Source organism: Pseudoduganella rivuli (genome assembly GCF_009674485.1).
Taxonomy (GTDB): domain Bacteria; phylum Pseudomonadota; class Gammaproteobacteria; order Burkholderiales; family Burkholderiaceae_D; genus Rugamonas; species Rugamonas rivuli_B.
Map to the genome: position 1 here is coordinate 292,203 of NZ_WKJJ01000008.1, position 22,685 is coordinate 314,887.

A 22,685-nucleotide genomic window follows, 5' to 3' on the forward strand; every position below is an offset into this window, starting at 1 on the left:
CCATGAATTTTTAAATACGGTGGGAATGGCCTCGTTCGCTGCTCGTGTGTAAATCCACACGCGCAGGCCATTCGCGGTATGGATTTCGATACGCCCCATGCCTGCCTGTCCGATCGCCTTGAAAAAGTGATGATTAGAAATATTTTCTAAGGTAATATGTTCAGGGCATTCTTCCTGCCGACCTTCCCGAGGCAACAATTGCTGGCTTTTAGATCTGGTTTATTCAACCGCCCGGCGCTGGTATATACGCTGGGCACCGTGTTGCTGGGCTTGGCCGCAGCGGCGGTCGTGCAGGTGTATGCATGGAGCGCGCAACAGGGATACGACCAGCTCAACGACATGCTGGAGCACCAGCTCGATTTATATGCGGGCGGACTGGAAAGTGAACTGGGCAAACACGAATACCTGCCGGGCATTATTGCCATGGACCAGGATGTGCAAGCGTTGCTGGCCAGGCCGGACGACATGAAGCAGCTGGAAAAGACCAGCAAGCGCCTCTCCAGCCTGAACGTGCGGGCCGGCGCCATGATGACGTTCCTGGTCAACAGCACGGGCAACATTTCCGCTGCCAGCGACTGGTACCAGCAGGACAGCCGGATGGGCCGCGACGTGTCCACGCTGCCCTATGTCAGGGAAGCCCTGCAAGGCAGGCCGGCGCGCTACTTTTCACGCAGCGCGGAACGCAATACGCCGGAATACTATTTTGCCCAGCCGATCCTGCAGAATGGCGCGGTACTGGGCGTGGCGGTCGTCAAGATCAGTCTCGACCCGATCGAGTCGACGTGGAGCGCGTCGATTACCCAATCGAGCCACGAAATGCTGCTGGTGGTCGATGAAAACGACACGGTCATCATCGCCACCGCGCCCGAATGGCGTAACCAGCACGCGCCCCGCCTGCCCATGTCCGGCACCGCCGTCCTGCGCAGCCAGGGGCCCAATGCGGCACTGATCCTGTATGCGGCCCAGAGCCGCGCCATGCCGCACCAGGGCTGGCGCCTGGTGATGCTGGCCAGCGCCGGCAACGCCACCGTCAATGCCTTGCGCAACGCCATCGGCGCCGGCGTGCTGCTGGCCTTCGTCAGCCTGCTCGGGCTGTTCCTGGCGCAGCGCCGGCGCGCCATCGCCAGCCGCTTGAAAGCACGCGAAGCATTGCAGCGCGCGCATGACTTGCTGGAAGTGCGCATCGCGGAACGCACCGCCGAACTGCACGACATGAACCAGGAATTGCTGCGCGAAGTCAGCGAACGCAAACACGCGGAACAGGTGTTGCGCGCATCCCAGGACAGCCTGATTCACGCCAGCCGATTGGCGCTGCTGGGCCAGATGTCGGCCGGCATCACGCACGAAATCAGCCAGCCGCTGACGGCGCTGCGCTCGCTGTCATTCAATTCCCAGCTGTTGTTGAAGCGCGGCGAAATGGCGCGCATCGAAAAGAACCTGCAATCGATCAGCGCGCTGACCGAGCGCATGGGCCACCTGACCGAACAGCTCAAGTCCTTTTCGCGCAAGACGCCGCTGGCGTTGCGGCCATTCCTGCTGGCCGATGCGGTGGACGCCACCCTGCTATTGCTGGAAAACCGCATCCGTACCGAACAAATCACCGTGCATACCGTCATCGATGCCAGATTGCGCGCGCTGTGCGACAGTAACCGCCTGGAACAGGTGTTGATCAACCTGTGCGCCAACGCGCTGGACGCGATGCGCGAGGCGCCGGCCAGGACGCTGTCGATACGGGTCTGGCATGCCGGCGGCCGCGCTCATATCCGCGTGGAAGACAGCGGCACCGGCATCCCCGACGACGTGCTGGCGCGCCTGTTCGAACCCTTCTTCAGCACCAAGCTGCCGGGTCAGGGCCTGGGCTTGGGGCTGGCCATCTCGGCCGATATCGTGCGCGATTTCGGCGGCACCCTGCGCGCGTCGAATATTCCGGGCGGCGCCGCATTTGAACTCGATCTCCAGCTCTGCGAGGAAATCTCCCATGTTTGAAGGTTACAAAATCATTTTCGTCGAAGACGACCATGCGGTACGCAGCAGCGTGGCGGAAACGCTGGAGCTGGCCGGTTTTGCGGTGGAACCCTACGAGTCGGCCGAACACGCCCTGCCCCATATCGTGGAAGGCTTGCCCGGCATCGTGATCACCGACGTGCGGCTGCCCGGCATGGACGGCTTCGGCCTGCTGCGCCAGGTCTGCGCCACCGACGCCGCCATCCCGGTGATCCTGGTGACCGGCCATGGCGACGTGTCGATGGCGGTCGACGCCATGCGGCACGGCGCCTACGATTTCATTGAAAAGCCGTATGCGATGGAGCGGTTGGTGGAAGTGGCCACGCGCGCCGTGGAAAAGCGCACGCTGCGCCTGGAAGTCGACACCTTGCGCCGCAAACTCACGCAGACGTGCGGCCTGGACGCCACGCTGGTGGGCGAATCGCCCGCCATCCGCCTGCTGCGCGAACAGATCCTGAACCTGGCCGACACGCCGGCCGACGTGCTGGTATTCGGAGAAACCGGCACCGGCAAGGAAGTCGTGGCGCGCTGCCTGCACGAGCACAGCAACCGCCGCCGCGCCAATTTTGTCGCCATCAATTGCGGCGGCTTGCCCGAAACGCTGTTCGAGAGCGAGATTTTCGGCCACGAAGCGGGCGCCTTCACCAACGCCAGCAAACGGCGCGTCGGCAAGATCGAGCACGCGCATGGCGGCACGCTGATGCTCGATGAAATCGAAAGCATGCCGATGAACTTCCAGGTCAAGCTGCTGCGCGCGCTGCAGGAGCGCAAGATCGAACGGCTGGGCTCCAACGAACAGGTGGCGATCGATTTCCGCATCGTGGCCGCCACCAAGTATGACTTGAAGACGCTGAGCGATCAGGGCAAATTCCGCAGCGACCTGTATTACCGGCTCAATGTCGCCACGCTGACCTTGCCGCCGCTGCGCGAACGGCGCGACGATATTCCCCTGCTGTTCGAACACTTCCTGCTGCAGGCGGCGCGCCGCTATGGCCGCGAGGCCCCGGCCCTGCCGGCCGACCATGTCCGCAAGCTGATGGCCCATGACTGGCCCGGCAACGTGCGGGAATTGCGCAACGCGGCCGACCGTTTCGTGCTGGGCCTGCCCGGCGAAGGTGGCGCCGGCGCCGGACCGCTGACGCTGGGACAGCAGATGGACATGGTGGAAAAAACCCTGATCGAGCAGGCGCTGAAAGCGCACCAGGGCAAACCGCTGCCGGTGTGCGAAACGCTGGGGATCGGCAAGAAGACCTTGTACGACAAACTGCACCGGCACGGCATCGTCATCGACGATTTCCGTCCCGACGCGGGCTGAGCGGCCCGGGCGGACCGCCGCCCGCGTCAGCGGTAGTCAGCGGGATCGCCCGAATCGGTCGGCGCGGCCACCACGCGCCGCAACGCCGCGCTCATCGGCATATGCAATTCGATGCGGCTGTTCGGCAGCGGCGACTGGAACCATTTACGGTAGATTTGATGGATTTCACCCGAGCGGTACAGCTCGATGATGGCGTCGTCCACCACCCGCTTGAATTCCGGATCGCGCTTGCGCAACACCATGCCATAAGGTTCCTGCGGCAAGTCCGAGCGGTGCACCGCGTAATCGCCCGGCTTGGCCGCCGTGGCGGCCAGCCCCAGCAACAGTATTTCATCCATCGCGAACGCGGCGGCGCGGTCCGACTCCACCATGGCGAACGCATCGGCATGGTCTTTGGCCGCGATGATGCGCAAGTCGAGGTCCAGCGCACGGCTCCATTCCTGCAACGCCTTGACGGTGGTGGTGCCGGCGGTGGACACCACGGTGCGCCCCTTGAGTTCGGCCAGGCTCTGGAAACTGTTGGCTTTCCTGGACATCAGGCTGCTGGACGAGACAAACGTGGTGACGGAAAACGCCACTTCCTTTTGCCGCTCCAGCGTATTGGACGTCGAACCGCATTCGATGTCGACGATGTCATTGGCGACGAACGCCATGCGGTTGGCCGCCGTCACAGGCCGGTACATCACTTCCAGCGTCGGCAGCTTCAGCCGGTTTTTCACGGCCGCCACCACCCGCTCGCACAGTTCGATGGAATAGCCGATCGGCCGCTGCTGCCGGTCCAGGTACGAAAACGGGATGGACTTGTCGCGGAAACCAATCGAGATGACGCCGGTTTCCTTGATTTTCCTGAGGGTGCCCGAATCCTGCGCATGGGCGCCCGCGGCCAGCAGGGCGGACAAGGCAAGCAGCAGGCATGATTTTTTCATAACGGCATCAAGAGTAGATTTCATTGCCGATGGGGAATGTATGTACATGGTACGCCATTTGGACAGGCACAGTGGAGGGAACCGGGGCCAGCCGGAAAATCGCGACCGCCTGTTCGAGCCGTTCAGCCTGGATTTGCAGGCTGGCGGCCGCGGCAGCAGCCTGCTCGACCAGCGCGGCATTTTGTTGCGTCATGTCGTCCATCCGCGCCATGGCCTGGCTGATGTCTTGCAAGCCCGTGCTTTGGGCTTCGCTGGCGGCGGCAATATCGGCCATGATGGCCGCCACCGATTGCACCGAGGTGACGATGCGCGCCATGGTCTGGCCGGCAATGTCGACCAGGCGGCTGCCGCCATCGACCATGCCGACGGAGTCGCCGATCAGGATCTTGATTTCCCTGGCGGCAGCCGCGCTGCGCTGCGCCAGCTGGCGCACTTCGGAAGCCACCACGGCAAAGCCGCGCCCCTGCTCGCCGGCGCGCGCCGCTTCCACGGCGGCGTTCAGCGCCAGGATATTGGTCTGGAAGGCAATGCCATCGATGACCCCGGTGATGTCCGCGATCTTGCGCGCACTGGACTGGATGGCGCGCATGGTGTCGACCACTTCGGTCATCAGTCGCCCGCCCGTGGCGGCGACCGCCGCGGCATCCAGCACCAGGTCATTGGCTTGCCGCGCATGTCCGGCATTCCTGCCAACGGCGCCGGTCAGCGCCTGCATGGCGCTGGCGGTGTGTTCCTGCGACCCTGCCTGCGCTTCGGTGCGCGCCGACAAATCGGCATTGCCGATGGCGATTTCACGGGCCGCCACGCCGATATTGCAGGCGCCGTGCTGGATTTGCCGCACGGCGCCAATCAACTGGTGCTGCATGGTCTGCAATGCGCGCACCAGGGCGCCGGTTTCATCGTTCGGTGCGGACCCGATTTCCTGGCTCAGGTCGCCGGTGGCGATGGCGCCGGCAATGCGGCCCGCGTGATGCAGCGGCGCCGTGATGGTCCGGGTGGTCAGCCAGGCGATGACGGCGCCCAGCGCCAGCGCCAGCCCGCCCAGCGACCACATGCCCAGCATCGCGGCCTGGTAATGCCGGCCCGATGCGGCAGCCGCTTCCTTCATGGCGGCGCGCCGGTGGTCGGCCAGTTGGCTCAGCGCCGCCATCCATTGTTCATGGGGGCCCGACAGCGCCTTCACGGCCAGTGCGGCATCGAAATAATTGCCATCGGCCGCCTGGCGCCTGACCTGCTCCAGCATTGGCATGACCACCGCTTGCCGCGCCTGCACCTGCGTCAGCAAACGCATCCCTTCGGGGCTGGCGCTGTGCCACAGCAGGTGACGCAGCGCGCGGTCATAGGCGGCCAGCGTGTCCACCAGGCGCTTGCTTTCCTGCGCCTGTTCCGCGACATCGGTGGGGGCGCTCAACTTGCGCAGGATCAGCGCCAGCGCGCCGCCGTTTTCACGCATGCTGGTGGCGGCATCGAGGCCGGCGGCTTCGTCGTTGACGATGGCGTCGGTCAGGGTTTGCATCTGGCTCATCTGCCATAAACCCAACCCCAGCAGCGCGATTGCGCACAGCAGCACGATACTGAACCCCAGCGCCAGGCGCTGGCCGATCTTGATATTGGCGATGGTGGGCATGCCATTCCCCGTGTAGACATGAAGCCGCGCGGGAGGAAGCGGCGCGGTCGCTTTAAGGACGCAGCCATCGTCACACGGTTTTTTTCTACGGGCAAACCTTATGCAAAATACGCAATCGGTGTGCAGGCAATCCTGCATTCAGTCAGCGCTGCGCTGTCACGTGCCGCGGCAACAGCAGCACCGCTTCCGCGTTCGACGGCGAAAAGCACTTGTCCGCCGCTTCCAGGTACGGCAGCCACACGTGGTTCACATGCTCGCGGGGACTGAGCAGGATGGGAATATCGCGCGGCACTTCGACGGAAAACACGTGTTCCGTATTCTGCGTCACGCCCGGCGCGTAGCGGTGCCGCCACACGGGGTAAATTTCGTAAATGTTCGACAGATGCCAGTCGCGCAGCACGATGGTTTCACCATCGGCCACGATGCCCGTCTCTTCGAACAATTCACGGGTCGCGGTGGTCAGTAACGGCTCGTCCGGCGCATCGAGCGAACCGGTCACCGATTGCCAATAACCCTGCTTGTCGGCACGCTCGATCAGCAGTACTTGCAGGTCGGCCGTGTGGATCACGACCAGGACGGATTCGGGGATTTTGTAAGGCTTATCCATGCAGAATGCAGGCAAAACGCAGGCAAAAGAAAAGGCGCCGCAGCGCCTTTTCCATCACGACTGATTAACCAGCCACTTTCGGCTCGGCCGTGCGCAGGCGGATATGCAGCTCGCGCAGTTGCTTCTCGTCGACTTCCGACGGCGCCTGGGTCAGCAGGCACTGGGCGCGCTGGGTTTTCGGGAAGGCGATCACGTCGCGGATCGAATCGGACTTGGTCATCAGCGTCACGATACGGTCCAGGCCGAAGGCCAGGCCGCCGTGCGGAGGCGCGCCGTATTGCAGCGCGTCCAGCAGGAAGCCGAACTTCAGGCGGGCTTCGTCGGCATCGATCTTCAGTGCGCGGAACACTTTCGACTGCACTTCTTCGCGGTGGATACGGATCGAACCGCCGCCCAGTTCCCAGCCGTTCAACACCATGTCGTAAGCCTTGGCAACGCAGGCGCCCGGATTGGTTTCCAGCATGTCTTCGTGGCCGTCTTTTGGCGCGGTGAACGGGTGGTGGGTTGCGGTCCAGCGGTCGTCTTCCTCGTCGTATTCGAACATCGGGAAGTCGATCACCCACAGCGGCGCCCACACGTCGTCGAACAGGCCGTTGGCCTTGCCGAACTCGGAGTGGCCGATCTTCACGCGCAGCGCGCCGATCGCATCGTTGACCACCTTGGCCTTGTCGGCGCCGAAGAAGATCAGGTCGCCGTCTTGCGCGCCCGTCAGTTCCAGGATCTTGGCCAGGGCCGCGTCGTGGATGTTTTTCACGATCGGCGACTGCAGGCCGTCACGGCCTTTGGCTTTCTCGTTGACCTTGATGTACGCCAGGCCTTTCGCGCCGTAGATGGCGACGAACTGGGTGTACGCGTCGATTTCCGAACGCGGCATGTCCGCGCCCTTCGGTACGCGCATGCCGACCACGCGGCCGTTTTTCATGTTGGCGGCGCCGGAGAAGACCTTGAAGTCCACGTCCTTCATGACGTCGGTCAGTTCGGTGAATTCCAGCTTGACGCGCATGTCCGGCTTGTCCGAACCGTATTTGCCCATGGCTTCGGAGAAGTCCATCACCGGGAACGGGTTAGGCAGGTCGACCGACATCGTGTTCTTGAACACTTTGCGGATCATGTCTTCGAACAGGTCACGGATTTCCTGTTCGTTCAGGAACGACGTTTCGCAGTCGATCTGCGTGAATTCCGGCTGGCGGTCGGCGCGCAAGTCTTCGTCGCGGAAGCACTTGGTGATCTGGTAGTAGCGATCGAAGTTGGCCACCATCAGCAGCTGCTTGAACAGCTGCGGCGATTGCGGCAGCGCGAAGAAGTTGCCGGCGTTGACGCGGGATGGCACCAGGTAGTCGCGTGCGCCTTCCGGGGTCGACTTGGTCAGGGTCGGGGTCTCGATGTCGATGAAGCCCAGTTCGTCGAGGTACTTGCGCACTTCCATCGTGACTTTGTAGCGCAGGCGCAGGTTGTTCTGCATTTGCGGACGGCGCAGGTCCAGCACGCGGTGCGTCAGGCGGGTGGTTTCCGACAGGTTGTCGTCGTCCAGCTGGAATGGCACGGCCACGGACGCGTTCAGCACTTCGACTTGCGAAGCGACGACTTCGATCTTGCCGGATTTCAGGTTGGCGTTGACGGTGCCGGCCAGGCGGTCTTTGACCAGGCCGGTCACGCGCAGGCAGTATTCGTTACGGACCGATTCAGCGACTTTGAAAACTTCAGCCTGCTCCGGATTGCAGACCACCTGAACCAGGCCTTCGCGGTCGCGCAGGTCGATGAAAATCACGCCGCCGTGGTCACGGCGACGGTGTACCCAGCCGCACAGGCTGACGGTTTGGCCGAGCTGGGCTTCAGTGGTGAGGCCGCAGTAATGAGTGCGCATAGACATGTTATTTCTCAGTTCAGGTTAATTTGGTTCATTCAGGCGCAACCACGCCCATGGAAACGATGTATTTCAGGGCGGCATCGACGCTCATATCGAGCTCGATGACATCTTTTTTTGCCATCATCAGGAAAAATCCCGACGTCGGGTTCGGCGTGGTCGGTACGTACACACTGACGTAGTCGCCATCCAGGTGATTCTTCACGTCGCCGCCCGGCACACCGGTCAGGAAGGCGATCGTGCGCGAATCCTGGTGCGGATAGGGAATCAGCACCGCTTTACGGAAAGCATTGCCGGACGACGAAAACAGCGTATCCGACACTTGCTTGACGCTGCCATACAGCGAACTGACCACGGGAATGCGGTGCAGCAGCTTTTCCCACATGCGCACGACGTAATTGCCGACCAGGTTATTGGTCAGCAAGCCGGTCACCAGCACGATAATGAACGTCAAAATCGTGCCCAGGCCGGGAATATCAAAACCGATCAGCGTGCGTGGCTGCCAGCGTTCCGGCACCAGCAACAGCGACTGGTCCAGCGTACTGATGACCAGGTTCAGTACCCAGGCGGTAATCGCCAGCGGTACCAGAATCAGCAAACCGGTAATGAAATACTTGCGCATCGGGGTCCTTTCGCCTTCAGGCTGCGGGTTTGGTGGCGGCAGCGGGCGCCGCTGCCGGTGCAGCAGGAGCGGCAGACGACGCGGACGACGATTCCGTCGCCGGGGCAGCCGCGGCGGCGTCGGTCTTGGGCGCACTCGCCACGCCGGTGGCCGGCGCGGAGCCGCCACGGAAGTCCGTCACATACCAGCCGGTTCCCTTCAACTGGAAACCAGCGGCGGTCAGCTGCTTCTTGAAACTGGATTTGCTGCAGGCCGGGCAATCCGTCAGCTGCGGATCGGAAATCTTTTGCAGCACTTCATCGGCATGGCCACATTCCTCGCAGCGGTAGGCGTAGATAGGCATCTTTACTCCGCAAAAAACATCAAAAACCCTGAATTATAAAGCCTTTTTTCCGCCCGGCGTCAGTTTTGGCGCGGCGGCCGCGGCGGTTCAGACACGGAACCAGCTCATCCACCGTTCCTTGCCGGCAAAAACAGGGATGGAATCCCACACCGGTTCGTCCGCCACGCACGTGAAGTACGGCGACAGCAGCGCATCGAGTTCGGCGCGGGTAATGCCGAACGGCGGCCCCTTGGGATTGTTATCAAAGAAGAAAAATCCCGCCAGCATGCCGCCCGGCGCCAGCAATTGCGCCCAGCGCTCGGCCACTTGCGGCCACAGGTGGCGCGGCAGCGCACACAGGAAGGCCCGCTCGTAGATGCATTGCAGCGGTGCGGACGGCTGCCACGCGAAGAAATCCGCCTCCTCCACGCGGTCCTGCCACTGCGGCCCGACCGCTTCCTTGCCGGCAGCCACGGCGGCCGGCGAGAAATCGATGGCCGTCACGTCCCAGCCCGCTTCCGACAGGTAGGCCAGTTCGTAGGCGGAACCGCAGCCGGGAATCAGCGTCGCCGGCAACGGCAAGCCCGCCGCCGCGGCGCCATGGGCCGTATCCTTGACGAACTGGCGCAAGCGTTCGGGAATGCCGCCCCGGTCCCATGGCGTGAAATGCTTGCCAAAACGTTCATCCCAGAACGCGGGCGACATCGGGTCGCGGCTGTTGAACTCCAGTGCATCCATCACATCACTCCCCGCCAGTGCATGTACGCGCGCAGTCCCACCGCACCGAGTATGAAGGCGCCGGCAAAGTAGACAATAAAGCTCAGCAAGCGGTTGGTGCGCTGCTGTTCGTCGATCAGGGTGCGCAGCAATTCATCATTTTTATCCGGCTCGCTGGCCACGGACAAGGCGCGGTGCACCAGGCGTGGCAATTGCGGCAACACGTGCGTGTAGCGGGGCGCTTCCGACTTCAGGCGCTCCAGCATGCCTTGCCAGCCCACCTGCTCCGCCATCCAGCGTTCCAGGTACGGCTTGGCGGTCTTCCACAAGTCCAGGTCCGGGTCCAGCTGGCGGCCCAGTCCTTCGATGTTCAGCATGGTTTTTTGCAGCAGCACCAGTTGCGGCTGCACTTCCACGTTGAAACGGCGCGACGTCTGGAACAGGCGCAGCAGGATCTGGCCAAACGAAATATCTTTCAGCGGCCGGTCGAAAATGGGTTCGCAGCACGCGCGGACAGCCGATTCCAGTTCATCGACGCGGGTTTCCTTCGGCGCCCAGCCGGACTCGATGTGGGCTTCGGCCACCCGCTTATAGTCGCGGCGGAAGAAGGCCAGGAAGTTTTGCGACAAGTAATCCTTGTCGAAATCGTTCAGCGTGCCGACGATGCCGAAGTCCAGCGCGATATAGCGGCCAAAGGTGGCCGGGTCGATCGAGACCAGGATGTTACCTGGGTGCATGTCCGCGTGGAAAAAGCCATCGCGGAACACCTGGGTGAAGAAGATTTCCACGCCGTCGCTGGACAATTTTTTCAAATCCACGCCCGCTTCGATCAGGCGTTCCGTTTGCGACACGGGAATGCCATGCATGCGCTCCATGACAATCACGCTGGGCGAGCAGTAATCCCAAAACATTTCCGGCACCAGCAGCAAGTCGCCATCGGCGAAATTGCGGCGCAACTGGCTGGCATTGGCCGCTTCGCGCATCAAGTCCAGCTCATCGTGCAAGTGCTTGTCGAATTCCGCCACCACTTCCTTGGGTTTCAAGCGCTTGGCGTCTTCCCACAGGCGGCTGACCACGTCGGCCGCCAGGTGCATCAACGCCACGTCCTTGTCGATGGACTGGCGCATGCCGGGGCGCAGCACCTTGACCGCCACCTGCGTGCCGTCTTTCAGCGTGGCGAAGTGCACCTGTGCAATCGAGGCGGACGCGACGGGAATACGCTCGAACGTGGCAAACAGGCGGTCCGGGTGGCCGCCCAGCGAGCGCTCGATTTGCGCGATGGCGAGGTCGGAATCGAACGGCGGCACGCGGTCTTGCAGCAGCGCCAGCTCTTCCACGATATCGGCGGGAATCAAATCGCGCCGCGTCGACAGCACCTGGCCGAACTTGACGAAAATCGGACCCAGTTCTTCCAGCGCCATGCGCAGGCGGCGGCCACGGGGCGCGGAAATGTCGCGCCAGAAGAACAGCACGTCCATCAGGCGCGACGTGCGCGGCACGTCCAGGCCGGAAATGGCGATTTCATCGAGGCCGTAGCGGAGGGCGACGCGCAGGATTTTCAGCAGCCTCAGGAATTTCAGGATCATCTAGGTTCCGATGTGTGGGTTAAGCAGCGCCGCGTTGCGCAAGTTTCTTTTCCAGGTTGGCCAGGCGCTTGGCGAAGCGCTCGACGTCGTCGCGCAAGCGCGTCACGTCCGCGCCGAAACCGTCCGTCACGTCCGGCCGGACCAGCACGGGATTTTCCTCCAACAGGTATTCCGCCGTGTTTTCCGCCAGTTTGCGGTTGCCCGCCAGGAATGCGCCAAACAGCGATTTCGCCCCTTCCACCATGCGGACGGCCGCGACCGGGCCAACCAGCTTTTCCAGGTCGTGTTCCGCTTCCCAGCGCAGCGATTTCACCAGTTGCGAAATCGTGTTGGCAAAATCCGCGTCACCTTCAAGTTGCACATAGGAAAAAGCGCGGTCGCGGTTTTGCGCGATCAGCGGCAGGTCGGACAGCTTGACCTTGATCGTCACGTTGGCGGCCGTATCGCCCGCCGCCACGTCCACGTAGCCATCGCTGGTGGCTTGCAGGCGCACCACGACAGGACTGGCGTCGATGCAGGCGACCTTGCCCGCGTTCTGGCGCAGCGCCTCGCGCGCCCACGGCTCCTGGGCCAGCAAATGGTTGATGGTGGCGGCGACGGGCGCCAGCGGGGATGGCAAATTCGGTGGGATCGGCGATGGCATGCTTGCGGGCAGAAAAAGAAAAAAAACCGCCCGAAATTCGGGCGGTCTCGATCTTACTACAGAGGACGGGCGATCAAGCCAGTTGCTGGATACCGGCCAGCAGCCAGCCGGCGTTGCCGCTGACAGGCTTGGACAGGTTCCACACTTCCTGGAACGGTTCCGCCAGGGCGGTCGGCGACGGCTTGATGGTGCCGTAGAACTTCACGCTGGCCAGGTAATCGCGGCCATCGTTTTCAATGCCCAGCAATTCCGCCTCAATGGTGACCACGTCCGTGTAATCGGCCTGGCCGCCGCGTTCCGTGATTTGCATCTTCAGTTCGGCAAATACTTCCGGCGTCGTGAATTCGCGAATATCGGCCACGTCACCTTTATCCCACGCCGCTTGCAGGCGGATGAAATTGCCCTTGGCGTGGCGCAGGAACGTCGCCGCGTCGAAGTCGGCCGGCACGCCCCACGGTGCTTGCGCGGCGGCTGGCGCATCGCCCGGCTTGGCCAGGTTCAGGCCGCCCGCGGCAGGCTGCAGTGGCGGCAGGTTATAGTCCGGCGCCGGCGCGGCAGGCGGTTGCTGCCATGCATTGCTGTAGCCAGCCGGGGCCATCTGCGGTTGCTGTGGCGACATCTTGCTGCGGATCAAGCGCCAGATCAGGAACGCGCCACCCACCAGCAGGGCAATCATCAGCATCGAGCTGATGGCGCTGGCCAGGGCGCCGCCCAGGCCGAAGTGCGACAACAGGGCGCCCAGGCCCAGGCCCAGCAGCGCGCCGCCCAGGATACCTTTCCATGGGCTGGCCGGCTTCGGCGGCACTGCCGGTGGCGTCACGGCGCCCGGCGCGCGGGCCGGCTGAACGGCTTGACTGGCCGGCGGCGCGGCAGGCGGCGTCGCCTGGCGCGGCATGTTGCTGACGCTTTGCGACTGGCGGCCGATCGACCTGCCGCCGCCCATCGGACGGGCCAGCGCGTCGCCGATCATGGCGGCAGCGGACAGCGCCAGCGTGGCGCCGATCAAAAATTTCTTCATGTTCATGGCAGCTCTTTCTTACAGTTTGATACCGGTGTGCAAAGCGGCCACACCCGCCGTCAGGTTGTAATACTGGACCCGCTCCAGGCCCGCATCCTGCATCATGGTTTTCAGGGTTTCCTGGTCCGGATGCATGCGAATCGATTCCGCCAGGTACCGGTAGCTTTCCGCATCGTTGGCGATTTTCTGGCCCAGCCACGGCAATACCGAGAACGAATACAAGTCGTACGGCTTTTGCAGCGGCTCGGCAACCTTGGAAAACTCCAGCACCAGCAATTTGCCGCCCGGCTTCAGCACGCGGCGCATTTCCGACAGCGCCACATCCTTGTGCGTCATGTTGCGCAAGCCAAAGGCCACGCTGACACGGTCAAAATAATTGTCCGGGAACGGTAATTTCTCGGCGTCACACAACAAGGTGGGGGTGACCATCCCTTTGTTCAAGAGGCGGTCGCGGCCCACGCGCAGCATGGATTCGTTAATGTCGGTCAGCCACACTTCGCCCGTCGGCCCCGCCTGTTTCGCGAACGCCTTGGCCAAATCTCCCGTGCCGCCCGCGATATCGAGGCATTTGAAGCCGGGGCGCACGGCGGCATTGGCGATCGTAAAGGTCTTCCACAAACGGTGCAGGCCTGCCGACATCAAGTCATTCATGACGTCGTACTTGGCCGCCACGGAATGGAAGACCTTGGCGACTTCCTTGACTTTATCTGCTTCGTTGACGGTTTTATAGCCGAAATGGGTAGTATTGGTCATAGTGCGGAGCCAGTTGAGTTTGCCTGCATTATACAAGCGCCAACGGTCCGCCGCCCCTTTCAGCCCGCTTCCCGCTCGAACTTGGCCAGCACGTCGGCAATCTTTTGCGGTGTATAGGGTTTCACGACAAACCCGGCCGCACCGCGATTCATTGCAGAAATGACATTATCGATGGCGCTGTGGGCGGAAACCATCACGTACGCGCAGCCGGGCCGCGTCTGGCGCGCCATTTCCAGCACTTCCAGCCCGCTGAAGCCGGGCATGTCGATATCGAGGAAAGCCAGCCGCAATGATTTGTCGCCCGTGCGCAGGTGCTCCATCGATTGCTGCCCGTCGGACGCATGCAGGAAATTGCTGTAGCCACAACTCTTCAGTACGGACGCCAGCAGGTTGCGCATCGTCGCTTCATCGTCGGCAATCAATACGGAGATACGGTTCTTGTCTACCATGGCTTCCTTTCAGGCCGGCTGCGCCAGCAAACGCCGCACGTCGTCGAGTTGTTGTATCGCTGCCAGCACGGCGGCGGCCCGCGCGCCATCGCCAGCCACGAATGCCTGCTCCAGCTCAGCAGCCAGTTCTGTCACGCGCGGATAACCAAAGCTGCCCGCGCTCCCCTTCAACATATGGGCAATCTCCCGCCCTTCGGCGTGCGCATGGGCGGCGACCATGCCGGCCAGCGCCGCCAGCGCAGCCTTGAGCCGCGCTTCGAACTGGCGCCGCATATCGTCATAGCCTTCCAGTTGCGCATAGGGTAGCGGCGCCGGTGCCGCAGCGCTTGCCGCCAGCAGTCCGGCCAGCAGGCGGCCCAGCTCGGCGAAATCCACCGGCTTGGCGACGCATTCGTTGCAGCCCGCCGCCCTGTAGCGTTCGCGGTCTTCCGCCATCACGTTGGCCGTCAGCGCCACGATGGGTGTGGCGTAGCCGGTGCTGCGCAACAGGCGCGTGGCCTGGACGCCATCCATGTTCGGCATCTGGATATCCATCAGCACCACGTCATAATGACCGGCCAGCGCCAGCTCCACGGCGCGCGCGCCATCCGGTGCCGTGTCGACCGCCAGGCCCATCTGCGCCAGCCAGGCGCTGATCAGGCGGCGGTTGTCCGGCCCGTCTTCCGCCAGCAACACGGTGCCGGCCAATTGCCACACGGGTTCCTGCAACTGCGCCTGCGGGACTGTCCATGCCGGCATGGCCGCCAGCCATTCGGCGTCCGGCGCCGGCGGCGCCAAGATGTCCACCTCAAAGACCGAGCCCTGCCCCGGCGCGCTGTGCACCCGCGCCGTGCCGCCCATGCGCACGGCAAGCTGCTGCACCAGATGCAAGCCCAGCCCTGTGCCGCCATAGCGGCGCGCCACAGAACTGTCGGCCTGCGTGAAGGGTTGGAACAAGCCGGCCTGCTGCTCTGCCGTCATGCCGATGCCGGTATCGGCGACGCGGCATTGCAGGCGCCCCACTTCGCGTACGTAATGCAAGGTCAGCGTCACGCTGCCGCGCTCCGTGAACTTGACGGCGTTGCCGCACAGGTTGAACAGGATTTGCCGCCAGCGCGTCGGGTCGCCCACCACGTGCGACGGGAATGGGTAGACCGCGTCAAAGCGCACGGCGATGCCCTTGTTGCGCGCTTCGGCCTCGATCGCCGGCAACAGGCCGCGCGCCACGTCCAGCGGCGAAAACCGCACTTCTTCCAGCACCAGCCGGCCCGCCTCGATCTTGGAAATATCGAGAATGTCGTTAATGATGGTCAGCAAGTGCTGGCCGTTGCGCATGATGATTTCCCCCGCTTCCGCGCTGGGCATGCCGCCGCCGGAGGGCGCCAGCGTTTCCGCAAAGCCGATGATGGACGTCAGCGGTGTGCGGATTTCATGGCTCATCATGGCCAGGAATTCGGATTTCGCCCGGTTGGCCGCTTCCGCGGCGCCGGCCAGCGCGCGCATCTTTTCCATATCCTGTTCGCGCCTGCGCAGCGCCCGCACCAGCCCGGCAAAGGCCAGCACCATGGCCACCGCACTGGCCATCACCACGGCCGTCAACACTTGCGCGTAGCTGCGCCACTGGGCCAGGAACAAATCTTCCGTCACCGTGATATTGACGACCAGCGGATATTGCCCCACCAGCCGCACCGCCCCCATGCGCTGCACGCGGTTGCCCCCTTCGGAAAAACGGGGCGCATCGGTCACCAGCACGCCATCGGTCTTGCGCATTTGCTCGATCACGCGATACGACGTGCCGCTGCGGTTGACTTTCCCCATCAGCGCATCGTCATGAGGCGAACGGGCCAGCAACGTGAAATCGCGCCGGTACAGTGTGACGGACGCACCGTCACCAAGGCTGATCTTGCGGTAGAAGTCGGTCAGGAACGAACTGGAAAAGCCCACCAGCGCCAACCCCAGGAATTGCCCCTGCGGTCCCGTCAGGCGGCGGCTCAGGTAAAACGTCCACGCCTGGTTACCCTTGTTGCGGACCGGCGCGCTGACAAACACGCCCAGCTTGGGATCCTTCAGGTGAGCCTTGAAGTAGTCGCGGTCGGACAGGTTGATGGGGGGCGCGGGATGCGAACGGGTGAAATTCACCACATCGCCATTGGCCGCCACGATGGTGATGACGTCGACTTGCGGCAGCCCCTCGGCCATGTCGCCCATGCGCTGGAACGCTGCCGCCGTTCCCATTTGCTCGCGCAATTCCCGGTCAGTACTGATGCCGGACGCCTGCACGGATTCGACAATACTGCCCAAGATCAGGTAACCGGACGCCACTTCCTGCGCCGTCTGTTCGGCAATCACCAGCGACAGGTTGGACAGGTGGCGCTGCCACTCGGCGATCGATTGTTCCCGCGAAGCCCACAGCGCAAAGCCGAGCGCGCCGAGCATGGCTGCCACCAGGCAGCTCCCCAGCAAAACAATTAAACGGCTGGAACGGACGAACTGGCGCATCGGCACACATGTCAGGGAAACAGGTGCCTACAATACCATGTTGTTAGCAGGGTTGTTCAGGACATAGTGGGGCGGCGTGGCATTCACGCCGCATGGGGCGATGCCGGTCAGTGCTTGTGGCCGCAGCCGTGCGCCTTCGGCGCGGACGGCAATACCGTGCCAGGTTCGCGGCCGGAGTCGCCTTCAAAGCCCGCCGCGTGCAGCCTGGCCAGATAGTCGGCCCACAACTGTTCCTGTTCGGCGCCCAGCTTGTACAGGTAATCCCACGTAAACAAGCCGGAATTATGGCCGTCGGTAAACGTCGGCTTGACCGCGTAATTGCCGACCGGGTCCAGCGCCGAAATGCCGACGTCGCGCTGGCCCACTTGCAGGATTTCCTGGCCCGGGCCGTGGCCCTTGACTTCCGCCGACGGCGAATACACGCGCAACAGTTCAAACGGAATGTTGAACGATGCACCATCGTCGAAAGCCACTTCGAGGATGCGGGATTTGCTGTGGACAGTCAGGCCGGTGGGATTTTTCATTGGTCGAGATTGGCAATGATGGCTGCGCGCAATTGCGGCAGCAGGGCACGGCGTGCGGCCACTTCTTGTAGATGTGGCTCGCGCTGGGCCGGGCCCCAGGTCGGTTGGGGGAAATGCACGTCGCTGGCAAAGCGCGGAATCACGTGCCAGTGCACGTGCGGCGTCATGTTGCCAAAGCTGGCCACATTGATTTTATCGGGCGCCATGACGGCACGCTGCGCCGCTTCGACTTGCCACACCACCCGCATCACGTGGTCGCGCTCGGCGGGCGCCAGGTCCGTCATTTCCTTGACGTGCGCATTCCAGATCACGCGCGCAAAGCCCGGATAGTGCGGTTCGTCGACCAGCACTACGGACACTTGCGCGTCCCGCCACACCAGCACATCGGCCGGTGGGCTGGCGAGCAGGTTGCACAAGTCACAGGCCATTACACCAGCACCCGTTCGATACCGCCGTTATTGGCTTGCGCCACATAATCCGGCATCCAGTTCTCGCCCAGCAAATGCTTGGCGATTTCCACCACGATGTAATCGGCCGTGGTGCCGGCATCTTCGCCGTAACGCGATACGCCGCCCAGGCAGGCCGGGCAGCTGGTCAACACCTTGACTTCGCCCGTGAAGCCATCTTCGCGCAGTTTGTCCGCGTGCTTGACCATTTCCTGTTCCTTGCGGAAGCGGACCTGCGTCGAGATGTCCGGACGGGCCGCCATCAAGGTGCCCGAATCGCCGCAGCAACGGTCGTTTTTCTCGATCTTGGTGTCGTCCACCGTGGTGATCAAGCCGTTCACCGTCTTCAGCGGGTCCTGCATCTTCATCGGCGTGTGGCAAGGGTCGTGGTACATATAGCGCGTACCTGCGACACCTTCCAGCTTGACGCCCTTTTCCAGCAGGTATTCATGGATATCCATGATGCGGCAGCCCGGGAAGATTTTCTCGAACTCGTAACCCGCCAGCTGGTCATAGCAAGTGCCGCACGACACCACCACGGTCTTGATGTCCAGGTAGTTCAAGGTGTTGGCCATGCGGTGGAACAGCACGCGGTTGTCCGTCACCATCTTGTCGGCTTTATCAAAATCGCCCGCGCCCCGCTGCGGATAACCGCAGCACAGGTAACCCGGCGGCAGCACCGTCTGTACGCCGACATTCCACAGCATCGCTTGCGTGGCCAGGCCCACTTGCGAGAACAGGCGCTCCGAGCCGCAGCCCGGGAAGTAAAACACGGCTTCCGAATCGGCCGTGGTTTTCTTCGGATCGCGGATGATCGGGATCACCTTGTTGTCCTCGATGTCCAGCAAGCCGCGCGCGGTTTTCTTCGGCAGGTTGCCCGGCATCTTCTTGTTGATGAAGTGGATCACCTGTTCCTTGATGGGCGGCTTGCCCACGGTCGGAGGCGGCGCCTTGGTCTGGTCCTTGGCGAATTTCTTCAACACGTCATTGCCCAGGCGCTGCGCTTTATAGGCAATCTCCATCCCCTGTCGCACCGCGTTGATGGTGGTCGGATCGGTCGCGTTCAGGAAGAACATCGCGGCCTTCTTGCCGGGATTGAAGCTGCGCTTGTCCATCTTGCGCAACAGGTTGCGCATGTTCATCGACACATCGCCAAAGTCGATATTGACCGGGCATGGCGATTCGCACTTGTGGCACACGGTGCAGTGGTCCGCCACGTCTTCGAATTCTTCCCAATGGCGGATCGAAATACCGCGGCGCGTCTGTTCCTCGTACAGGAACGCTTCGATCAGCGACGACGTCGCGAGGATCTTGTCGCGCGGCGAGTACAGCAGGTTGGCGCGCGGCACGTGCGTCGAGCACACGGGTTTGCACTTGCCGCAGCGCAGGCAATCCTTGACGCTGTTGGCAATCGCGCCGATATCGCTTTGCTGCATGATCAGCGATTCGTGGCCCATCAGGCCGAACGACGGCGTGTACGCATTGCGCAAGTCCGCTTCCATGCCCGGCAAATTCAGCAGCTTGCCCTTGTTGAAGCGGCCTTCCGGGTCCACCCGTTCCTTGTACTTGCGGAAGTCGCCGATTTCTTCTTCGGTCAGGAATTCCAGCTTGGTGATGCCGATGCCGTGCTCGCCCGAAATCACGCCGTTCAGCGAACGGGCCAGCACCATGATGCGCGCCACGGCCTTGTGCGCCAGTTGCAGCATCTCGTAATGGTCCGAGTTGACCGGCAAGTTGGTGTGCACGTTGCCGTCGCCCGCGTGCATGTGCAGCGCGACGAACACGCGGCCGCGCAGCACGCGCTTGTGGATCACCGCGCATTCATCGAGGATCAGTTTGTATGCGGCGCCGTTGAAGATCTGGCGCAGTTGCGCGCGGATTTCCTGCTTCCAGCTGATGCGCACCGTGTGGTCTTGCACGATGTCGAACAGGATCGCGTCCGGCTGGCGTTCCAGGCGCGCATCGATGACGGCATCGAGATGGCCCAGGCCCAGCTCGCGCAACTCGTCGCGCAGCGATACGACGGGCTGGTCCAGCTTGTCGAGGATGGTTTGCCAGCGTTTCTGCACCAGTTCCAGCAAGGCTTGCGCCTGCTGCTGGCGGTCGCCCAGCATTTCCGCGTCGCCCACCTTGTCGTCGGACGCATCGTCGCTCTTGCCGACCGGCAGGTTGCCAGCGTCAAAGAATTCGCGCAGTTCGGCCGCCAGTTGCAGCTTGTTGGTGATCGACAGTTCGACGTTGATGCGCTCGATGCCATCCGTGTACTCGCCCATGCGGTTCAGCGGAATCACCACGTCTTCATTGATCTTGAACGCGTTGGTGTGCTTGGCAATCGCGGCGGTACGGGCGCGGTCCAGCCAGAATTTCTTGCGCGCTTCCGGGCTGACGGCGACGAAGCCTTCACCCACGCGGGTATTGGCCAGACGCACCACTTCCGAGGCGGCCAGCGCCACCGCGTTTTCATCGTCGCCGACGATATCGCCAAACAGCGCCATCTTCGGCAAGGTGCCGCGCTTGGACTTGGTGGCGTAACCCACGGCGCGCAGGTAGCGCTCATCGAGATGTTCCAGGCCCGCCAGGCGCAGCGTCTTGAATTGTTCGCCCTTGGCCGGCAAGCCGTCCAGGTAATCCTTGATTTCCACGATCGATGGAATCGCATCGCGCGCCTGGCCGAAGAATTCCAGGCACACGGTGCGGGTGAATTTCGGCATCTTGTGCAGGATCCAGCGCGCCGACGTGATCAGGCCGTCGCAGCCCTCCTTCTGGATGCCCGGCAGGCCGGCCAGGAATTTGTCCGTGACGTCCTTGCCCAGGCCCTCCTTGCGGAACACGCGGCCGGCGATTTCCAGGATTTCCGTCTTGAACGGCGCGCCCTTGGCTTCGCCTTTGGCGTTCGGGTGCGTCCACTCCAGCTTGAAGCGGGCCAGCGGCGTATCGTGGATCTTCGACAGGTTGTGGTCCAGGCGCGTGACTTCCAGCCAGTCGCCCTGCGGATCGACCATCTTCCACGACGCCAGATTGTCCAGCGCGGTGCCCCACAGCACGGCTTTCTTGCCGCCCGCATTCATCGCGATATTGCCGCCGATGCACGAGGCGTGGGCCGACGTCGGGTCCACGGCAAACACGAAACCGGCCTTCTCGGCCGCTTCCGACACTTTGTTCGTGATGACGCCGGCGCCGGTGTAAATGGTCGCGTATTCGCGGTCCACGCCCGGCAGCATTTCCATTTTCACGGCGCCCATGTCCAGCAGCTTTTCCGTGTTGATGACGGCCGACAGCGGCGTCAGCGGAATCGCGCCGCCCGTGTAGCCGGTGCCGCCGCCACGCGGGATGATGGTCAGGCCCAGTTCGATACAGCCTTTGACCAGGCCGGCCATTTCATCTTCGGTATCCGGCGTGAGGACGACGAACGGATATTCCACGCGCCAGTCGGTGGCGTCCGTCACGTGCGAAATACGCTTCATGCCGTCGAAGCAGACGTTGTGCTTTTCCGTGTAGCGGCCCAGCACCTTGGTGGCGCGCTTGCGCAAGTCGTACATTTGGCGGAATTCTTCGCCAAATTTTTCCACGGCCTGGCTGGCTGCTTTCAGCAATTGTTCCACGGAGGCGCTGCGCGATGGATCGCCGCCGGCTCCGGCGTCCACGGCCATGCGGCGCTTGTCCACTTCGGACAGGCGGTGGTGAAGCGCATCGATCAATTCCTGGCGGCGCTTCGGATTGTCCAGCAAGTCGTCCTGCAGGTACGGGTTGCGGCGCACGGCCCAGATATCGCCCAGCACTTCGTACAGCATGCGTGCGGAACGGCCGGTCTGGCGCGCGGCGCGCAATTCGTCCAGCAAGCGCCAGGAATCTTCTCCCAACAGACGGATGACGATCTCGCGATCGGAAAACGACGTGTAGTTATAAGGGATTTCACGCAACCGGGTGGGTGCGGGACCATTTGGCGATTCGGCGAGCAATGCTTGGATTTGTGCTGGGGCGTTCATGATGGATGTACTGCGGACTGACCCTAAGGATGGCCATTCTATCGTATTGCGCCGCACCACGCCGGAACAGCCTTAGCCGACGACGGGGTTACGTAAGCGTCAATTGACCAAAATTAATTCGAAAAACACTCATCTTACCGCAATTTGATGCCAATTATCGAATACCGGCAAAACAAGGTTTGCCGCAACCGGCATTAGGCAAAACAGACTAAATCGTTTCGAAGGGCTTAGCCGCCCAGCGTATGCGCGATGGATTTCCAGACACCGTCCGGCACGTACAGCAAAACCGACGTCATCGTGACGTAGCGGGCGAACTTGCCGATCGCCATGTAGACGATGCAGGGCCAGAACGGCAGCTTGAGCCAGCCGCCCAGCGTGCACAGGGGATCGCCGATGCCCGGCACCCACGACAGCAGCATGGTTTTCGCGCCATAGCGGGCCAGCCAGGCAAACCAGCGGCTTTCCCGCTCTTTGGCAAACGCGCTCTTGGCCTTGTAGCCCAGCCAGTAGTCGACCGCGCCGCCCAGCGTATTGCCGCAGGTGGCGACCAGGATGGCGGGCCAGAACAGCGCCTGGTTGGCTTTGATGGTGGCAAACACGGCCGGTTCGGAGCCCAGCGGCACCAGGGTGGCGGAGACAAAACTGACGAGAAATACCGAAGTCAGGCCGACTTCGGGCGCGGCCAGCAGGTTCAACAGCCAGCGGATGGAAGATTCAATCATGTTCCCATTATAATGAACCAGCGAATTATCCATTTCGCACATGATTTACTATCGAGCAGTACACTACCCCACCCGG

General features: G+C 62.5%; 19 protein-coding genes. 2 read left to right on the forward strand and 17 right to left on the reverse strand.

Annotated elements, in window-relative coordinates; translation table 11 throughout:
* Positions 1-156 precede the first annotated feature (156 nt).
* Together GJ700_RS14810 and GJ700_RS14815 are read left to right on the forward strand one after the other, a co-directional pair.
* Positions 157-1,986, forward strand: a complete 1,830-nt coding sequence (locus GJ700_RS14810; RefSeq protein WP_154375092.1) for a sensor histidine kinase — start codon at positions 157-159, stop codon at positions 1,984-1,986.
* Positions 1,979-3,319, forward strand: a complete 1,341-nt coding sequence (locus tag GJ700_RS14815; protein WP_154375094.1) for a sigma-54-dependent transcriptional regulator — start codon at positions 1,979-1,981, stop codon at positions 3,317-3,319. The genes GJ700_RS14810 and GJ700_RS14815 overlap by 8 nt, the downstream gene beginning before the upstream one ends.
* 26 nt (positions 3,320-3,345) lie before the next feature.
* Here the strand turns inward: GJ700_RS14815 and GJ700_RS14820 are convergent, their stop codons facing one another.
* The 17 genes from GJ700_RS14820 to GJ700_RS14900 all read right to left on the reverse strand — a co-directional run bounded on the left by GJ700_RS14820 (position 3,346) and on the right by GJ700_RS14900 (position 22,609).
* Positions 3,346-4,245 (reverse strand): amino acid ABC transporter substrate-binding protein, encoded by a 900-nt coding sequence (locus tag GJ700_RS14820; RefSeq protein ID WP_229507013.1) that lies wholly within the window; start codon positions 4,243-4,245, stop codon positions 3,346-3,348.
* Positions 4,246-4,252: 7 nt separating this feature from the next.
* Positions 4,253-5,872 carry a methyl-accepting chemotaxis protein gene (locus GJ700_RS14825; protein WP_154375098.1) on the reverse strand — a complete coding sequence of 540 codons (1,620 nt, stop codon included), beginning with the start codon at positions 5,870-5,872 and terminating at the stop codon, positions 4,253-4,255.
* A 142-nt stretch (positions 5,873-6,014) separates the two neighbouring features.
* The gene (gene nudB, locus GJ700_RS14830) at positions 6,015-6,479 is read right to left on the reverse strand and encodes a dihydroneopterin triphosphate diphosphatase (RefSeq protein WP_154375100.1); all 465 of its coding nucleotides are present in this window, start codon (positions 6,477-6,479) and stop codon (positions 6,015-6,017) included.
* 64 nt (positions 6,480-6,543) lie between these two features.
* Positions 6,544-8,349, reverse strand: a complete 1,806-nt coding sequence (gene aspS, locus GJ700_RS14835; RefSeq protein ID WP_195763906.1) for an aspartate--tRNA ligase — start codon at positions 8,347-8,349, stop codon at positions 6,544-6,546.
* Between the two features lie 28 nt (positions 8,350-8,377).
* Positions 8,378-8,965, reverse strand: coding sequence for a DUF502 domain-containing protein (locus tag GJ700_RS14840; RefSeq protein ID WP_154375102.1), 588 nt, complete (start codon positions 8,963-8,965; stop codon positions 8,378-8,380).
* A gap of 16 nt (positions 8,966-8,981) precedes the next feature.
* Positions 8,982-9,308, reverse strand: a complete 327-nt coding sequence (locus GJ700_RS14845; RefSeq protein ID WP_154375103.1) for an FmdB family zinc ribbon protein — start codon at positions 9,306-9,308, stop codon at positions 8,982-8,984.
* A gap of 87 nt (positions 9,309-9,395) precedes the next feature.
* Positions 9,396-10,025 (reverse strand): methyltransferase, encoded by a 630-nt coding sequence (locus tag GJ700_RS14850; protein ID WP_154375106.1) that lies wholly within the window; start codon positions 10,023-10,025, stop codon positions 9,396-9,398.
* Complete coding sequence (gene ubiB / locus GJ700_RS14855; protein WP_154375108.1) at positions 10,025-11,590, reverse strand: ubiquinone biosynthesis regulatory protein kinase UbiB; 1,566 nt, start codon at positions 11,588-11,590, stop codon at positions 10,025-10,027. Before ubiB ends, GJ700_RS14850 begins: the two co-directional genes overlap by 1 nt.
* Before the next feature lie 19 nt (positions 11,591-11,609).
* Entirely contained in the window at positions 11,610-12,233 is a 624-nt protein-coding gene (locus tag GJ700_RS14860; RefSeq protein WP_154375110.1) for a ubiquinone biosynthesis accessory factor UbiJ, read from the reverse strand.
* 73 nt (positions 12,234-12,306) lie between these two features.
* On the reverse strand, positions 12,307-13,257 hold the full coding sequence (locus GJ700_RS14865; protein ID WP_154375112.1) for a Tim44 domain-containing protein: 951 nt from the start codon (positions 13,255-13,257) through the stop codon (positions 12,307-12,309).
* Between the two features lie 12 nt (positions 13,258-13,269).
* Positions 13,270-14,004 (reverse strand): bifunctional demethylmenaquinone methyltransferase/2-methoxy-6-polyprenyl-1,4-benzoquinol methylase UbiE, encoded by a 735-nt coding sequence (ubiE, locus tag GJ700_RS14870; RefSeq protein WP_154375114.1) that lies wholly within the window; start codon positions 14,002-14,004, stop codon positions 13,270-13,272.
* Between the two features lie 59 nt (positions 14,005-14,063).
* Entirely contained in the window at positions 14,064-14,453 is a 390-nt protein-coding gene (locus tag GJ700_RS14875; protein ID WP_154375116.1) for a response regulator, read from the reverse strand.
* A 9-nt stretch (positions 14,454-14,462) separates the two neighbouring features.
* Complete coding sequence (locus tag GJ700_RS14880; RefSeq protein WP_229507023.1) at positions 14,463-16,868, reverse strand: ATP-binding protein; 2,406 nt, start codon at positions 16,866-16,868, stop codon at positions 14,463-14,465.
* A gap of 170 nt (positions 16,869-17,038) precedes the next feature.
* Positions 17,039-17,455, reverse strand: a complete 417-nt coding sequence (locus GJ700_RS14885; protein WP_154375120.1) for a gamma-butyrobetaine hydroxylase family protein — start codon at positions 17,453-17,455, stop codon at positions 17,039-17,041.
* Positions 17,452-17,883, reverse strand: a complete 432-nt coding sequence (locus tag GJ700_RS14890) for an HIT family protein (RefSeq protein ID WP_154375122.1) — start codon at positions 17,881-17,883, stop codon at positions 17,452-17,454. The genes GJ700_RS14885 and GJ700_RS14890 overlap by 4 nt, the downstream gene beginning before the upstream one ends.
* Positions 17,883-21,887 carry a DUF3683 domain-containing protein gene (locus GJ700_RS14895; RefSeq protein ID WP_154375124.1) on the reverse strand — a complete coding sequence of 1,335 codons (4,005 nt, stop codon included), beginning with the start codon at positions 21,885-21,887 and terminating at the stop codon, positions 17,883-17,885. Before GJ700_RS14895 ends, GJ700_RS14890 begins: the two co-directional genes overlap by 1 nt.
* A gap of 227 nt (positions 21,888-22,114) precedes the next feature.
* Positions 22,115-22,609 carry a YqaA family protein gene (locus GJ700_RS14900; protein WP_154375126.1) on the reverse strand — a complete coding sequence of 165 codons (495 nt, stop codon included), beginning with the start codon at positions 22,607-22,609 and terminating at the stop codon, positions 22,115-22,117.
* Between the last annotated feature and the right edge of the window lie 76 nt (positions 22,610-22,685).

Excerpts from the sequence above, each read along its gene's own strand:
- GJ700_RS14810 (WP_154375092.1), top strand. The coding sequence starts at position 157 with ATGTTCAGGGCATTCTTCCTGCCGACCTTCCCGAGGCAACAATTGCTG.
- GJ700_RS14815 (WP_154375094.1), top strand. The coding sequence starts at position 1,979 with ATGTTTGAAGGTTACAAAATCATTTTCGTCGAAGACGACCATGCGGTA.
- GJ700_RS14820 (WP_229507013.1), bottom strand. The coding sequence starts at position 4,245 with ATGAAAAAATCATGCCTGCTGCTTGCCTTGTCCGCCCTGCTGGCCGCG.
- GJ700_RS14825 (WP_154375098.1), bottom strand. The coding sequence starts at position 5,872 with ATGCCCACCATCGCCAATATCAAGATCGGCCAGCGCCTGGCGCTGGGG.
- nudB (WP_154375100.1), bottom strand. The coding sequence starts at position 6,479 with ATGGATAAGCCTTACAAAATCCCCGAATCCGTCCTGGTCGTGATCCAC.
- aspS (WP_195763906.1), bottom strand. The coding sequence starts at position 8,349 with ATGTCTATGCGCACTCATTACTGCGGCCTCACCACTGAAGCCCAGCTC.
- GJ700_RS14840 (WP_154375102.1), bottom strand. The coding sequence starts at position 8,965 with ATGCGCAAGTATTTCATTACCGGTTTGCTGATTCTGGTACCGCTGGCG.
- GJ700_RS14845 (WP_154375103.1), bottom strand. The coding sequence starts at position 9,308 with ATGCCTATCTACGCCTACCGCTGCGAGGAATGTGGCCATGCCGATGAA.
- GJ700_RS14850 (WP_154375106.1), bottom strand. The coding sequence starts at position 10,025 with ATGGATGCACTGGAGTTCAACAGCCGCGACCCGATGTCGCCCGCGTTC.
- ubiB (WP_154375108.1), bottom strand. The coding sequence starts at position 11,590 with ATGATCCTGAAATTCCTGAGGCTGCTGAAAATCCTGCGCGTCGCCCTC.
- GJ700_RS14860 (WP_154375110.1), bottom strand. The coding sequence starts at position 12,233 with ATGCCATCGCCGATCCCACCGAATTTGCCATCCCCGCTGGCGCCCGTC.
- GJ700_RS14865 (WP_154375112.1), bottom strand. The coding sequence starts at position 13,257 with ATGAACATGAAGAAATTTTTGATCGGCGCCACGCTGGCGCTGTCCGCT.
- ubiE (WP_154375114.1), bottom strand. The coding sequence starts at position 14,004 with ATGACCAATACTACCCATTTCGGCTATAAAACCGTCAACGAAGCAGAT.
- GJ700_RS14875 (WP_154375116.1), bottom strand. The coding sequence starts at position 14,453 with ATGGTAGACAAGAACCGTATCTCCGTATTGATTGCCGACGATGAAGCG.
- GJ700_RS14880 (WP_229507023.1), bottom strand. The coding sequence starts at position 16,868 with ATGCTCGGCGCGCTCGGCTTTGCGCTGTGGGCTTCGCGGGAACAATCG.
- GJ700_RS14885 (WP_154375120.1), bottom strand. The coding sequence starts at position 17,455 with ATGAAAAATCCCACCGGCCTGACTGTCCACAGCAAATCCCGCATCCTC.
- GJ700_RS14890 (WP_154375122.1), bottom strand. The coding sequence starts at position 17,883 with ATGGCCTGTGACTTGTGCAACCTGCTCGCCAGCCCACCGGCCGATGTG.
- GJ700_RS14895 (WP_154375124.1), bottom strand. The coding sequence starts at position 21,887 with ATGAACGCCCCAGCACAAATCCAAGCATTGCTCGCCGAATCGCCAAAT.
- GJ700_RS14900 (WP_154375126.1), bottom strand. The coding sequence starts at position 22,609 with ATGATTGAATCTTCCATCCGCTGGCTGTTGAACCTGCTGGCCGCGCCC.